This window comes from Streptomyces sp. NPDC059142 (assembly GCF_042755665.1).
In the GTDB taxonomy this organism is placed as follows: Bacteria; Actinomycetota; Actinomycetes; order Streptomycetales; family Streptomycetaceae; genus Streptomyces.
Genome location: NZ_JBHZDA010000038.1, coordinates 12936 through 27185 on the forward strand (window position 1 = coordinate 12936; position 14250 = coordinate 27185).

The window sequence follows — 14250 nt, forward strand, 5'->3', positions numbered from 1 at the left end:
CGCACGCCTCAGCCCGTGAACCGGTGGGTGCCCGGTTCCGCCGCGTACACGGCGCACCCCTCGGCGGTCCGCAGGAAGCGGGTCTCCCCGTGGCGGACGCGCGCCGGGTCCGTGGTGGGGATCCAGACCTCCGCCGTGGTGTTGGCGGGCACGGTGAGCGTGAGCCGGAAGCCGCCGCCGGTCACCTTCCAGCGGGTGATGACCGGTCCGTGGAGGGAGTCGAAGCGCCCGCCCGCCTCCGTCACCCCGCCGCCGGGGCGCGGCCGGACGATGATCTTCTTGAAGCCGGGGGCGCCCGGGGCGATACCGGCGATGTGCGCGTACATCCACTCCCCCACCGAGCCGTACGCGTAGTGGTTGAAGGAGTTCATCCCGGCGTCCTGGAAGGTGCCGTCGGGCCGGATGGAGTCCCAGCGCTCCCACATGGTGGTGGCGCCCCGGTCGATCTGGTACCCCCAGCTCGGGAAGGTCCGCTGGAGCAGCAGCCGGTAGGCGACGTCGATGTGTCCGGTGTCGGTGAGGACGGGCAGCAGCCGCGGGGTGCCGAGGAAGCCCGTCGACAGATGCCCTCCCCTGTCCTCGATGAGCCGGACCAGCCGGTCGGCGGCGGGGGCGCGGTCGGCGTCGGCCAGCAGGTCCATGGAGAGGGCGAGGACGTACGCGGTCTGGGTGTCGCCCTTGACCCGCCCGTCCGGGGAGACGTACGCGGCGCGGAAGGCGTCGCGGACCGCCCCGAACAGGGTGGTGTACGGAGCCGGGTCCTCGCCCAGGACCTCGGCGGTCCGTGCGACGAGGTCGGCGCTGTGGGCGAAGTAGGCGGTGCCGATGACGTCCTTGGGCGTCTCGTCCTCGATGTTGAGCCAGTCCCCGAACCCCTCGTCGGGGCGGAGGAGTCCGCTGCTGTGCCGCTTCAGGTAGTCGAGCCAGGCGAGCATCGCGTCCCAGGACTCCTCCAGGACGCGGGTGTCCCCGTACGCCTGGTAGAGCGCCCAGGGCACGGTGACCCCGGCGTCCCCCCAGCCCGCCACCCCCTTGCCGATGATCTCCTCGCCGACGACCGGCGCGACATCGGGGAACGCGCCGTCGCTCTGCTGGCCGTCGCGCAGGTCGCCCAGCCACTTGGTGAGGAAGCGCGCCGACTCCATGGTGTAGGCGGCGGTGGGGGCGAAGACGTTGATGTCGCCGGTCCAGCCGAGCCGTTCGTCGCGGGCGGGGGTGTCGGTGGGTACGGAGAGGAAGTTGCCGCGCTGTCCCCAGGTGATGTTGCGGTGCAGTCGGTCGAGGAGCGGGACGTTCGTGGCGAAGTCCATGGTGAAGGGCGCGGCGGTGTGGATGACCTGTCCCACGACCGCGTCGCGCGACGGTCTGCCGCGTACGCCCGTCACCTCGACGTAGCGGAAGCCGTGGAAGGTGAAGCGGGGCTCGTACGTCTCCGGGCCGCCGCCCTTGAGGATGTACGTGTCGGTGGCGCGCGCGGTGCGCAGATTCGCGGTGTAGAGGGTGCCGTCGGGGTTCAGGACCTCGGCGTGGCGCAGCCGTACGGTGGTGCCCGCGGCGCCGGAGACGGTCAGCCGGACCGTGCCGACCATGTTCTGGCCGAGGTCGTGGACGAAGACGCCGGGCCGGGGTTCGGTGACCGTCTTCGCGTGGAGTTGGGTCACCACCCGTGAGGGGGCGTCGATCTGGGCGACCACCGCGGCCGGCGCCCCTTCGGCGGTGTCGACGGGCAGCCACCCCGTCGCGTCGAAGCCGGGGCGCGTCCAGCCGTCGGTCTCCAGCCGGGCGTCGTACTCCTCGCCCATCACCAGATCGGCGGAGGTGACCGGGCCGGTGGCGGCGCGCCAGTCGGTGTCCGAGACCACCCGTTCGGTGCTGCCGTCGGTGTAGGTGACCTCCAACTGGGTGAGCAGGGCAGGGCGTTCGCCGTAGTTGTGCGGGCCGAACCAGGCGATGTTCCCCGCGTACCAGCCGGCCGCGACGGTCACGCCGAGCGCGTTGGCGCCGGGTCTGAGCAGGGCGGTGACGTCGTACGTCCGGTACTGGACCCGCTTGCCGTAGTCGGTCCAGCCGGGCGCGAGCCGGTCCTCGCCGACACGTGCGCCGTTGAGGTGGGCCTCGTACAGGCCGAGGGCCGTGGCGTAGAGCCGGGCCCGCGCGACCGTCCCGCGCCGGAGGCGGAACTCGTGGCGCAGTTGAGCGGCGGGGGCGTACGAGACGCTGATCCGCCCCCAGGGTCCGGCTCCCCACGGGGCGAGGACCCGGGCGGCGGGCCAGGCGGTGTCGTCGTAGCCGGTGGAGGTCCAGTCATCGGCGGGCTGTCGGTCGGTGGTGCGCCAGGTGGCGTCGGTGGGCAGGACGCGGACCCCGTCGGCGGTGGTCAGCTCCAGCACGCCGAGCAGTCCGGCGGGGCTCACCGTCGCGTTGACGGCGGACACGGCGATCACATGGGCGCCGGGGCGCAGCGCGTCCGTCACCTCGGCGACGAGGGGGCGGCGCCAGTTCTCCGCGGGCCCGTCGGCGTCGGTGTGCGCGACCTGGACACCGTCCACCAGCGCGGTGAAGCCGTCGTCGGCGGTCAGGACGAGACGGGCGCGGGTGACGCCCTCCGGGACGTCGATCCGGGTACGGAACCAGCGTGTGGCGGCGGGGACGTCGCCGCCGGGGGCGCCCTCGGGGAACCAGATCCAGGAGGCGCCGCTCAGCGAGGGCGCGGAGACCAGCGCGGCGGGGGCGCCGATCCAGCGGGCCGACCAGTCGGCGGGGGCGGTCAGTCCGGTCTCCCACCAGGAGGGGGCGGTCCACTCGGAGGGGGCGCCGTCGGCGTCCCAGACGCGCACGGTCCAGTGGTAGCGGGTACGGGAGGCGAGCGCCGGGCCCGCGTACGGCACCAGGACGGACTGCGCCGAGACCACCTTGCCGCTGTCCCAGACATCGGGCCGGGTCAGGCGGTCCGGCGAGGTGGCGACCCGTACCTGGTAGGCGGTCTGCCGCCCACCGGGGCGCGCGGAGACGAAGGGCCAGCTCAGCCTGGGGTGAGGGGTGTCGAGGCCCAGCGGCCGGCTTACGTATTCGACGGTCGGCGCGGTGACGCGCAGCGCCGCCTTCGCCGCGCTCCCCCCGGCCGGGGCGGTGGGGGCGGCGCGGGCGGCGGGGAGGGGCCCCGCGGCCAGGGTGGTGCCCAGGACAGTTGCGGTGGTTCCGAGCAGTCGTCTTCTGCTGATCACCATGCGGCTCCGATACGACTCGGCAATGAATCGTTTCACCTGCCCCGTGAAAGTAGGGAGGCGTGTGTGGCCTGTCAAGAGTCGCGGGGCGGAGGGGCAAGCGGGCGACAACCGTGGTTCCGGATGTCGCATGAGGTTTAGCCGCAGGTCATGGCCGTGCGTGCGGGGGTCCACTGCGGGGCAGACATCGCCGGGAGGGCACTACAATGCGGTTCCGCACGGGGTGAGTTCGACGACTGGGGGGAGTCGCGATGTCTTGGGACGAGCAGCGCGGAAGCGGAGAATCCGGCAGAGCCGGCGGGAGCGGCGGGTTCGGCGGAAGCGGCGGAAGCGGCGGGGCCACGGGGCCCGTGGAGTTCGGCAAGCCCGAGGAGCCCGGCGGTGCGGGCGGGTCCGGCGGGTCCGGAGAGTTCGGCGGCGCCGGAGGGTTCGGCAGGCCGGGCGGATACGGCGAGGCCGGCGGATACGGCGGGGCCGACGGCTTCCCGGTGCCTCCGCCGCCGTCCGTGCCGCCCGCCGTACCGCAGGGTCCGGCCGACCCGCTGCGCGCCGTGGCGGTGGCCCTGCTCAACCTGAGCGGTCTCGGGCTGGGTTACGCGCTGACGCGCCGCCTGCCGGCGATGGTCCTCTGCTGGGCGGCGACCGGTCTCCTGCTGTTCGTCGCCCTGCCCGCGGACCCGGACGGAGTCTCCGGCGGGGCGCTCACCGGGTATCTGCTCTTCCTGGCGCTCGCGGCGGTGCACGGCGCCGCCCTCGGGCTGCGCACCCCGCTCTCCTGGCCGCCGCGCGCGGCCGTCGCCCTGGTGCTCGGACTGGCGCTGCTCGCCGCGCCCCTCGGCGGTGTGGTGCTCTACGACCGGGCGCGCGAGGAGGCCACGCAGAAGATGCTGCTGGACCGGCTCGGCGAGGCCGACCAACTGGTCGAGGGCGCGCGGATCGAGCCGTTCCTCACGTCCCGGCCCGCTCTCGTCGAGGCGCTCGCCACCTACCGCGACCTCCAGGCGGACCATCCGGACTCCCGGGCCGCGCAGCGCGTCCCGAGCCGGCTCACGGCGTACTACGAGACGGTCGGCGCCCCGTACGGGGAGAAGGACTACTGCGGCGCGATAGAGCCGCTGAAGTATCTGCGCACGGTCCCGGGCACGGTGGACAGGAAGCGGCTCGGCGCGCTGGCCACCTGGCCCGACGAGCGGCTCGCCACCTCGCTGTACGAGTGCGGCGCGGAGCGCCTCGGCAAGGACGTCAGGGTCGCGCAGGACGGCGGCAACCTCGCCGAACTCCTCACCGTCTTCCCGGAGTCCGGGGCGGCGGCGAAGGTCGAGCCGGCCCTCCGCGCCCTGATCGGGAAGACCGCCAAGGGCATCGGGGGCGCCGGCTCCTGCGCGGCCACCGACGAGCTGCGCACGCTCAAGGCGCAGGCGGCGGCGCTGCCCGGACAGGCCGCGGGGGTGGCCGACGCGCTCGGCGAGGACAGCGGACGGGCGGACACGCACATCCGGTCGGGTACGTACGAGTGCGGCGTCCAGCAGTACCGGGACGGCGAGTTCGACACCGCACGGACCACCATGAACGACTTCCTGACCGCGTACAGGAACGACAGGAACCGGGCGCGCGCGGAGAAGATCGCGATCGCCGCGGAGATCGCCGCGGACGAGCCCGCCGCGGGCAAGCGGCTGCCCACGACGGCCTCGGGCGGCTCCATCTCGGTGACGATCAAGAACGACAGCCCCGACGAGGTCGAGGTCCTGTACACGGGCCCGGTCACCGGCAGCGTCACCCTCAAGGGCTGCGGAAGCTGCTCGCGGTACCCGACCGCGATCGGCGCCTCGGTCACCGCCTGCAAGGGCAACAAGAACTATCCGCAGAAGACGATCAGCCTGCCCGCCGGGACGACCTACTTCCTGCACAAGTCCGGCAGCAGTACGGCCACCTCCTCCGGCGCCGACACGGCGAAGCTCCAGCCCGGCTACATCTACACGGAGTGCGCGTACGTCGTGGAAGGTCTCGGAACCGGCTTCTAGGAGGCGGGGTCGTGAAAGGCCGGCCCGGACCCGGCGCCCCGCGCCCGTCCGGACCGGCCGCAGGCCCTATGGTGCGGTCGGTACCCAGCCTCTATCGTGAAACGACATGGGACCCCGACTGCGCATCTTTCGCGTCGAGTTGGTCATCGTCGCACTGATCCTCCCGCTCCTCCTCGCCGGCTGCAGAGGCGGTGGCGGGGACGGTTCCCGGGGCTCCGCCGGCGGACCGGCCGTCGCCTCGGGCTCCCCGGGCGGACCGGAGAAGAGAACGCTCACCGTCGCCGGGCTGCCGCTGGCCGATGTGGCGGCGCTCCACATCGCCATCGACCGGGGCCTCTTCGCGGAACAGGGGCTGACCGTCCGCGTCCGGCCGGTCCAGCAGAGCGTGCAGGCGCTGCCCGCGCTCGCCAACGGTCAGGTCGACATCATCGGCGGCGCCAACTTCGTGACGTTCCTCCAGGCACGGGAGAGGGGCACGCTCGCCACCCGGGTGCTCGCCGAGGGGGCCAGGAACGCGCCGCGGATGATGGGCGTCCTGGTGCTGCCCGGCTCGGACATCACGACACCGGAGGATCTGCGGGGCAAACGCGTCGGGGTGAACATCCTCAACAACATCCAGTCGCTCACCCTGAACAGCGTGCTGCGCGAGAGCGGCTCGGGGCTCCCCGCCTATATCCAGGTGCCGTTCCAGCAGATGGGCGCCTTGCTGGAGCGGGGGCAGGTGGACGCCGTACACGCGGCGGAGCCCTTCGCCTCGGCCATCAAGCGCGATCTGAACGCCCGTACGGTCATCGACGGCGCCGCGGAGCCGGCCGACGGACTGCCGCTCAGCGGCTATGTCACCACGCAGCGGTTCGTCGACACGTATCCGAGGACCGCCGCCGCCTTCCAGCGGGCGATCGCGGCGGCCCAGACCATCGCGGACCGGGACCGCGACGCCGTGGAGCAGGTGCTCCCCGGCTATACGAAGATCGAACCGGCCGAGGCCGCCGCCATCGGGCTGCCGGAGTACCCGCCGGTGTCGAGCGCCGCCGAACTGACCCGGCTCATCGCCATGATGCGCGAACAGGGGCTGCTCACCCGGGACATGGACGCCGCCGATCTGCTCTTCACACCGGGGAGGTGAGACGGGCCGGTGGGCGCGACGGCCCGGACGCCGGGGGCGCTGCGGATCAGGCTGCTCGGGGCGGTCGGGGCGGTACGGACGCGGCTGCTCACGGCGGGAACGCTGCGGACGCGGCTGCTCGGGGCGGTCGGGGTCCTCGCCGCCTTCGCCGTCTGCGAGGTGCTCGGCCGTGCCGGTCCGGTGCGGAGCGCGTATCTGCCGCCCGCCTCCGAGGTGCTGGTACGGGCCGTCCGGCTGGGCGGGGATCCGGCGTTCCTGCGCGGGGTACGGGCCACCCTGGAGGCGTGGGCCGCCGGGCTGGCGCTGGCCTGCGCGGTCGCGGTCCCGCTCGGGCTGCTGCTGGGCAGCGTCCCCGCGGTGAACGAGGCCGTCCGGGTGCTGGTCGAACTGGTCCGCCCGGTACCGTCCGTGGCGCTGATCCCGCTGGTGTCGCTGCTGCTGGGCTCGGGGTTCGCCACCACGGTCGCGCTGGTCGCCTTCGCCTCCGTCTGGCCGGTGCTGTTCAACACGGTCTACGGGCTCGGCGAGACCGATCCGCTCGCCGAGGAGACGCTGCGGGCCTTCGGCTTCGGGCGGCTCTCCGTCCTCCTGCGCGCGGCACTGCCGTCGGCCGCGCCGTTCATCGCGGCCGGGGTGCGGATCTCGGCGGCGACCGCGCTGATCCTCGCGGTGGCGACGGAGATCCTCGCCGGGTTCGGCGAAGGGCTCGGGATCTTCATCGCCCAGGCGGGCACGGCCACGGACGGCACCCGGGACGTGCTGGCCGCGGTGGTGTGGGCGGGGCTGCTGGGGCTGCTGATCAACGGGGCGCTTCTCGCGGCGGAGCGGCGGCTCTTCCCCTGGACGCCCGAGCACCGAAGGGATGTCGCGTGACCTCCCGTATGGCGCTGTCGCGGATCGGTGTGCCCGTCGGGGCGGTGCTGGTCTGGCAGTTCGCGGCATGGGGGTACGGCAGCGTCTTCTTCCCCACCCCGGCGCGGATCCTGGCGCACGGCCACACCCTGTGGTTCTCGGGGCCGCCGGACCGGGCCTTTCTCACCGACGACGCCGTCGCCCATCTGCTGCCGAGCCTCGGCCGGGTGGCCGCGGGCTTCTCGCTCGCCGCGGTCTGCGGGGTCGCGCTGGGGCTGGTGCTGGGGCGCTCGCGCGACGCGTACGCGCTGTGCGATCCGGTGCTCCAGTTCGCGCGCGCCGTGCCGCCGCCCGCGCTGGTGCCGGTCTTCGTCGTGCTGTTCGACCCGGGCACCCGGATGCAGCTCGCCTCGATCGTCCTCAGCGCGCTCTGGCCCGTTCTGATCAACACCGCCGACGGCGTGCGGAGTGTGGATCCGCTGCGTCTGGAGGTCGCCGCCGCCCTGCGGATGCCGCTCGCCGAGCGGGTCCTGCTGCTGCATCTGCCCGCCGCGCTGCCGCGCGTCTTCGCCGGGCTGCGGCTGAGCCTGTCGCTCTCGCTGATCCTCATGGTCTTCTCCGAACTGCTGCCCGGCACCGCGAACGGCATCGGCTTTCAGCTCGTCGACGCCCAGACACGCTCCGACCTGCTGACGGTATGGGCGGTGATCGTGCTGCTCGGAGTGGTGGGGCAGGTGCTCAACCGTGTGCTGCTGGCCGTCGAACGACGGCTCCTCGGCGGGCGGCGCGAGGAGCGCGGCCCCACCCCCACCAAACTCAGGAGAGCGGGTTCCGGATGAACACGACCGTCCGTCAGGTGGTGGTCGACCTGTGCCGGGCCACCGGCATGACGACCGTCTTCGGCAACCCGGGCTCGACCGAACTGCGGATGTTCCGCGACTGGCCCGACGACTTCCGTTACGTCCTCGGGCTCCAGGAGTCCACGGCCGTCGCGATGGCGGCCGGTCACGCGCTGGGCACCGGACGGGCCGCGCTCGTCAGTCTGCACTCGGCCGGCGGTGTCGGGCACGCGCTCGGCGCGGTGTTCAACGCCAGCCGGGACCGGGTGCCGCTGGTGGTCGTCGCGGGCCAGCAGTCCCGCGCGCTGCTCCCGCTCCATCCCTTCCTCGGGGCCGACGAACCCGCCCAGTTCCCGCGCCCGTACGTGAAGTTCAGCCGGCAGCCGGAGCGGGCCGCCGATGTGCCCGCCGCCTTCGCCGAGGCGCACCGCGTCGCCATGACCCACCCCAGGGGCCCGGTCTTCCTCTCCGTACCGGAGGACGACTGGGACCGGGAGGCCGAGCCGGTCGCCCCGCGCACCGTGCACGGCGGATACGGCGCCGACCCGGAGGCACTGGCGCGACTGGCCGCCGCGCTGGACGGGGCGCGGCGGCCCGCGCTGGTCGTCGGGCCCGCCGTCGACGACGAGGGCGCGGTGCGCGAGGTCGCCGAGCTGGCGGGGCTGACCCGGGCGGCCGTCTGGATCAGCCCGCTCTCCGGCCGCTCCGGGTTCGACGAGCGCCATCCGTACTTCCAGGGGTTCCTGCCGCCCGTGGCCGACCAGTTGGCGGCGCGGCTCGCCCCGTACGATCTGGTGGTCGCGCTGGGGGCGCCCCTGTTCACGTACCACGTGCAGGTGGCGGCCGACCCGCTCGCGGCGGGCACCGAGCTGTACCACCTGGACTGCGACCCGGGTCAGGCCGCCTGGCTGCCGGTCGGCACCAGCATCGTCACCACGCTCCGCCCGGCCGTACGGGCGCTCACCGCTCTGGTGCGGCGGTCCGACCGGCCCGCGCCCCCGGTGCGGGCCGAGACGCCGCCCGTCCGGCCGGGTCCGGAGATCTCGCCCGAACTGGTGCTGGACCTGCTCGGGCAGCGGCTGCCCCCGGACACCGTGCTGGTGGAGGAGGCGCCCAGTCACCGGGACGCCCTGCACGCCCGGCTGCCCGTCCGTACCGCGGGCGGGTTTCTCACCACCGGCAGCGGCGCGCTCGGCTGGGGGCTGCCGCTGGCCGTGGGTCGGGCGCTCGCGGGCGGAGAGCGGGTGGTGTGTGTGCTCGGTGACGGCTCGGCGCTCTACTCGGTGCAGGCGCTGTGGACGGCGGCGCGCCACCGCGCCCCGGTGACGTATCTCCTGCTGGACAACGGCGGTTACGGCGCGGTGCGGGCCCTGGGGCAGCGGATCGGGATCACCCCCGTGCCGGGTACGGACATCTCCGGGATCGACTTCGCGGCGCTGGCCGCCTCGTTCGGCTGTCCGGGCAGCACGGTCGAGCGCCCGGCGGAGCTGCCGGGGGCACTGGACCGGGTGCTCTCGCTCGGCCCCGACGAGGGTCCCGCGCTGCTGCGGATCCGGGTCCCGGCCGACGACTCCCCGCTCTACGCGCCGTGGGCCGGGTGAGCGGCGCGTAGAGCGGATCGAGGGACTCGGCCACCGCTACGGCGCCGCGGCGGGCGGGTCCGCCTCCGCCGCTGGCGGGACCGAAGCGCTCCGGGACATCGAACTCAGCGTTCCTGACGGGCAGTTGCTGACCATCGTGGGTCCCTCCGGGTGCGGCAAGTCCACCCTGCTGCGGTGTGTCGCCGGGCTCGTCCGGCCGACCTCGGGCCGGATCACCGTGGACGGTGTGCCCGTCGACGGTGTGCCCGAACGGCTCGGGATCGTCTTCCAGGACTACAGCCGCTCGCTCTTCCCGTGGCTGTCCGTACGGGACAACGTGGCGCTGCCGCTGCGCCGTCAGGGTCTGGGCCGGGCCGACCGTCACGCGGCGGCGGCCCGCATGCTGGAGCAGGTCGGTCTGGCGGACGCCGGGCGGCGCCGCCCCTGGCAGTTGTCCGGTGGCATGCAGCAGCGGGTCGCGCTCGCGCGGGCGCTCGCCGCCCGCCCGTCGCTGCTGCTGATGGACGAGCCGTTCGGGGCGCTGGACGCGCGGACCAGGGAGGACCTGGAGGACCTGCTGCTGCGGCTGCACCGGGCGGAGGGCATGACGGTCCTGCTGGTCACCCACGACATCGACGAGAGTGTGTACGTGGGTGACCGCGTCGTCGTCCTGGCTCCGGGACCCGGCCGGGTCCGCGCCGATCTGCCGGTACGGCTCCCGGCGCGGCGGGACCAGATCGCCACCCGCCGGCTGCCGGAGTTCACCGAACTCCGCTCCGAGGTGGGCCGGTCGGTACGGGGCTCCGCCGCGCCGGAGGGCGGATCACCGGGCGGGTGAGGGGATCTCCCCGGTGGCGTCCTCCCCCGTGAGGGCCAGGGTGCAGGCACCGGGGACGCGCCCGGTGACACGGACCCGGACGCCGGGCGCGGAGTCCTCGGCGCCCAGGTAGGTGAAGCGCTCGCCGTGGTCGAAGAGCGCGGGCTGCGCGGGGCATGCTGGAGACGCCGACGGCGGCCGACGCGATCGTCGCCGCGGCGCGGCAGAACAGGCTGACCGCAGCGGTCACCGCCGAGGACGTGATGACGGCCGCGGCGGCGACCCGCGCGCCCGCGAGGTCCTGACGGAGGAGGCCAGGCTGCCGGCCCTGACCGTGGCGGCGGTGATCACGGTCGTGGACCCGGCGCTGGTCATCCTCGGCGGCGGCGTGGGGCGCAGACTCGGCGGCTACGTCCCGGTCGCCCAGGAGCAGTTGTCCCTGATCCTGCCGTTCGAGCCGCCCCCGCCGGAGGTGTCGCTCCTCGGGGACCGGGGAATTCTGTACGGCGGGATCGCGGCCGGGGTCGAGTCGGCACGGGAGATCGCCCTGGCGCGGCGCTTCGCCAACGACTGAGGCGGCGGGGGCCGGCCGTACCGCGGGCGCGGAGCCGGAGGCCGGGCGCCGGGCCCGCCCCACGGCGCCCGGCCCCCTGCCCTCCCGCCACCACCGTTGCTCCTACCATACTAGGCTTGTATGGTAGTCCCGCCGGAGATCGAGGACGCCGCGACGGACCGGCGTCCACCCCCATCGGCGCAGACCCACCGAGGAGCCCGTGTGAACACCGACCCGAGCCAGAGCCGGATCCCGGACCCGAGCGCGCCGGCGCTCTCCCGCTCCCGGCTTCCCGTGCCCGGCCTCTCCCGCCCCCGCACCGCTCCCGAACGGGGCATCGTCCATCTCGGGCTCGGCAACTTCCACCGCGCCCACCAGGCCGTCTACACCGCCGAGGCGCTCCGGCACACGGAGGGCCCCTGGGGCATCACCGGTGTGGTCACCGGACCGACCCAGCGCTCCAGGACCGTCGTGGAGGGCATGACCGCACAGGACGAGCTGTACACCGTGCTCACCCTCGGCCGCGACGGCTCCGTACGGGCGGACGTCCCGGGTGTGCACCACGCGGGGCTGCTCGGCGGGGACCAGGCGGAAGCGGTGGTCGACGCCATCGGTGACGCCGCCACCCGGATCGTCACCCTGACCGTGACGGAGAAGGGGTACACGTTCACCCCGTCCGGCGGCCTGGACCTGGACGACCCGCGCGTCGCCGCCGACCTCACCGGAACCGCCGCCCCGCGCACCCCGCTCGGACTGCTGCTGCGCGGTCTGCAACGCCGCGTACGCACCCACGCCGCCCCGCTGACCGTGCTGCCCTGCGACAACCTGATGGACAACGGCAGCAGGACCCGGCGGCTGCTGGACGAGTTCGCATCGGCTCTGCCCTCCGGCGAGCGCGAGGAGCTGACCGCCTACCTCGCCTCCTCGGTGTCGACCCCCAGCACCATGGTCGACCGCATCGCGCCCGCCACCACCGACGCGCACCGCGCCCTGGTCACCCGGCACTTCGGGGTGCGCGACGCGGTGCCGGTACCGGCCGAGCCGTACCGGCTGTGGGTCCTCCAGGACGACTTCCGGGCCGGGCGGCCCGCCTGGGAGAAGGCCGGCGCGGTCTTCACACCCGAGGTGGCGGGCTACGAGACGATGAAGCTGCGGCTGCTCAACGGCGCCCACTCGCTGCTCGCCTATCTCGGGCTGCTGCTCGGCCATCCCTCCGTCGACCGCGCGGTCGGCGACCCGGGCCTCGGCGCGGTGGTACGGCACGCCATGACCCGGGAGATCCTGCCGAGCGTCGAGGTGCCGGACGGGGTCGACGGCGCCGCGTACATCGAGGAGCTGCTCGAACGCTTCGCCAACCCGGCCCTCGGACACCGCACTTCGCAGGTCGCCACCGACGGCTCGCTGAAGATCCCGGTGCGCTGGGCGGGGCCGCTCGCCCACCGTCTCGCCTCCGGCACGGTCCCCGAGGTGCTGGCCCTCGGTGTGGCCGCGTACATCCGGATCGTCACCCGGGGCGGGGAGGCGTACGACGAGCGGGCGCTCGGCGCCGTACGGGACGACGCGACCGACCGGCTGCGCGCGCTGGCCGGGCGTGCCGGTGAACCCGGCGCGGCGGCGCGGCTGGTGGTGGAGGCGGGCGGTCTGCTCCCCGAACCCGTCGCGGGCAGCGCGGAGTTCACCGACCGGGTCGCCGCCCACGCGCGGGACCTGGCCCGGCACGGCGCCCGCGCCACCGTGGACGCCGCGCTGCGCGCCGCCTCGACCCGCCCCGCACAGAAGCCGCAGAAGCAGCAGAGGCAGCAGAAGACGCAGGAGCCGCAGGAGCCGTAGAAGACACGGAAGCCTGTTCGCTCCGACTCGCACCCGACTCCCCCACCCACCCACAGAAAGGCGGGCCGCCCGCATGGCCACCATCGTCGACGCCCAGGTGTTCGTCACCAGCCCGGGACGCAACTACGTCACTCTCAAACTGACCACGTCCGACGGTGTGACGGGCATCGGCGACGCCACCCTCAACGGCCGTGAGCTCTCGGTGGCCTCCTACCTCGGCGACCATGTCTGCCCCCTGCTGATCGGTCAGGACGCGGACCGTATCGAGCAGATCTGGCAGTACCTCTACAAGGGCGCCTACTGGCGTCGCGGCCCGGTCACCATGACCGCGATCGCCGCCGTCGACGTGGCGCTGTGGGACATCAAGGGCAAGGTCGCCGGACTCCCCGTCTACCAGTTGCTCGGCGGGGCGGCCCGGGAGGGCGTCACCGTCTACGGCCACGCGAGCGGCAACGACATCCCCCAACTCCTCGACGACGTGGACCGCTTCCTCGGCCGCGGCTTCCGCGCCGTCCGGGCGCAGGCCGCGGTGCCGGGACTTGAGCGCGTGTACGGCATGCGCAAGGGCGACGGGGTCACCTACGAGCCGGCGGACGGGAGTCTGCCGACCGAGGAGAACTGGGACACCGGCGCCTATCTCGACTTCGTGCCCACCTACATGGCCGCGGTCCGGGAGCGGTTCGGCTACGGCTTCCAGCTTCTGCACGACGTGCACCACCGGCTCTCGCCGATCGAGGCGGCCCGGCTGGGCAAGTCCCTTGAGCCCTACCGGATGTTCTGGATCGAGGACCCCACCCCCGCCGAGGACCAGGACGCCTTCCGGGTGATCCGGCAGCACACCACCACCCCGCTGGCGGTCGGCGAGATCTTCAACAGCATCTGGGACTGTCAGCACCTGATCACCAACCGGCTGATCGACTACATCCGCACCTCGGTGTCGCACGCGGGCGGCATCAGCCACCTCCGCAAGATCTTCTCCCTGGCGGAGCTGTACGGGGTGCGTACCGGCTCGCACGGCGCGGGCGACCTCTCGCCCGTCTCCTTCGCCGCAGCCCTCCATGTCGACCTCTCCGTCGCCAACTTCGGCATGCAGGAGTACATGAGCCATCTCAGCCCGTACGAGGAGGTGTTCCGGACGTCGTGGCGGTTCGAGGACGGTCTGATGCACCCCGGCGACCGGCCGGGGATCGGCGTCGACTTCGACGAGAAGGCCGCCGCCCGCTTCCCGTACGACCGCAAGTACCTGCCCGTGAACCGGCTGCGCGACGGCAGCGTCCACGACTGGTGACGGTGTGACGACGGGGGTTCCACCGGCGGGAGTCCGGTGGCCCGGGGGGCGGGCCCCCCGCCCCCGCGCCCCGCCCCCCGGCCCCCGCGCGCCGGCCCCCGGCGCCCCCCGCCCCCCGCC

At 73.8% G+C, this 14250-nt stretch carries 11 protein-coding genes; 10 read left to right on the plus strand and 1 reads right to left on the minus strand.

Annotated features, from left to right (window positions below):
- Positions 1-8: 8 nt before the first annotated feature.
- Positions 9-3224 carry an alpha-L-rhamnosidase gene (locus ACFXPK_RS16335; RefSeq protein WP_385075880.1) on the minus strand — a complete coding sequence of 1072 codons (3216 nt, stop codon included), beginning with the start codon at positions 3222-3224 and terminating at the stop codon, positions 9-11.
- A gap of 251 nt (positions 3225-3475) precedes the next feature.
- Between ACFXPK_RS16335 and ACFXPK_RS16340 the strand changes: the two genes are divergently transcribed.
- From ACFXPK_RS16340 to manD, 10 genes are all read left to right on the plus strand, one after another.
- Complete coding sequence (locus ACFXPK_RS16340; protein WP_385075802.1) at positions 3476-5245, plus strand: hypothetical protein; 1770 nt, start codon at positions 3476-3478, stop codon at positions 5243-5245.
- A 106-nt stretch (positions 5246-5351) separates the two neighbouring features.
- Positions 5352-6371, plus strand: a complete 1020-nt coding sequence (locus tag ACFXPK_RS16345) for an ABC transporter substrate-binding protein (protein ID WP_385075805.1) — start codon at positions 5352-5354, stop codon at positions 6369-6371.
- A gap of 9 nt (positions 6372-6380) precedes the next feature.
- Positions 6381-7244 (plus strand): ABC transporter permease, encoded by an 864-nt coding sequence (locus ACFXPK_RS16350; RefSeq protein WP_385075808.1) that lies wholly within the window; start codon positions 6381-6383, stop codon positions 7242-7244.
- The gene (locus tag ACFXPK_RS16355) at positions 7241-8062 is read left to right on the plus strand and encodes an ABC transporter permease (RefSeq protein ID WP_385075810.1); all 822 of its coding nucleotides are present in this window, start codon (positions 7241-7243) and stop codon (positions 8060-8062) included. Before ACFXPK_RS16350 ends, ACFXPK_RS16355 begins: the two co-directional genes overlap by 4 nt.
- Positions 8059-9663: a benzoylformate decarboxylase gene (gene mdlC / locus ACFXPK_RS16360; protein ID WP_385075813.1), complete on the plus strand. Its 1605-nt coding sequence runs from the start codon at positions 8059-8061 to the stop codon at positions 9661-9663. The genes ACFXPK_RS16355 and mdlC overlap by 4 nt, the downstream gene beginning before the upstream one ends.
- 124 nt (positions 9664-9787) lie before the next feature.
- Entirely contained in the window at positions 9788-10480 is a 693-nt protein-coding gene (locus tag ACFXPK_RS16365; RefSeq protein ID WP_385075816.1) for an ABC transporter ATP-binding protein, read from the plus strand.
- A gap of 155 nt (positions 10481-10635) precedes the next feature.
- The gene (locus ACFXPK_RS16370; protein WP_385075818.1) at positions 10636-10764 is read left to right on the plus strand and encodes a hypothetical protein; all 129 of its coding nucleotides are present in this window, start codon (positions 10636-10638) and stop codon (positions 10762-10764) included.
- Between the two features lie 38 nt (positions 10765-10802).
- Entirely contained in the window at positions 10803-11033 is a 231-nt protein-coding gene (locus tag ACFXPK_RS16375) for a hypothetical protein (protein ID WP_385075821.1), read from the plus strand.
- Between the two features lie 201 nt (positions 11034-11234).
- Complete coding sequence (locus tag ACFXPK_RS16380) at positions 11235-12842, plus strand: mannitol dehydrogenase family protein (RefSeq protein WP_385075824.1); 1608 nt, start codon at positions 11235-11237, stop codon at positions 12840-12842.
- Between the two features lie 73 nt (positions 12843-12915).
- Positions 12916-14130 (plus strand): D-mannonate dehydratase ManD, encoded by a 1215-nt coding sequence (gene manD, locus ACFXPK_RS16385; RefSeq protein ID WP_385000217.1) that lies wholly within the window; start codon positions 12916-12918, stop codon positions 14128-14130.
- Positions 14131-14250: the final 120 nt, after the last annotated feature.

Coding starts and splice junctions, on each gene's coding strand:
- ACFXPK_RS16340 (WP_385075802.1), top strand. CDS start 3,476: ATGTCTTGGGACGAGCAGCGCGGAAGCGGAGAATCCGGCAGAGCCGGC.
- ACFXPK_RS16345 (WP_385075805.1), top strand. CDS start 5,352: ATGGGACCCCGACTGCGCATCTTTCGCGTCGAGTTGGTCATCGTCGCA.
- mdlC (WP_385075813.1), top strand. CDS start 8,059: ATGAACACGACCGTCCGTCAGGTGGTGGTCGACCTGTGCCGGGCCACC.
- ACFXPK_RS16370 (WP_385075818.1), top strand. CDS start 10,636: ATGCTGGAGACGCCGACGGCGGCCGACGCGATCGTCGCCGCGGCGCGG.
- manD (WP_385000217.1), top strand. CDS start 12,916: ATGGCCACCATCGTCGACGCCCAGGTGTTCGTCACCAGCCCGGGACGC.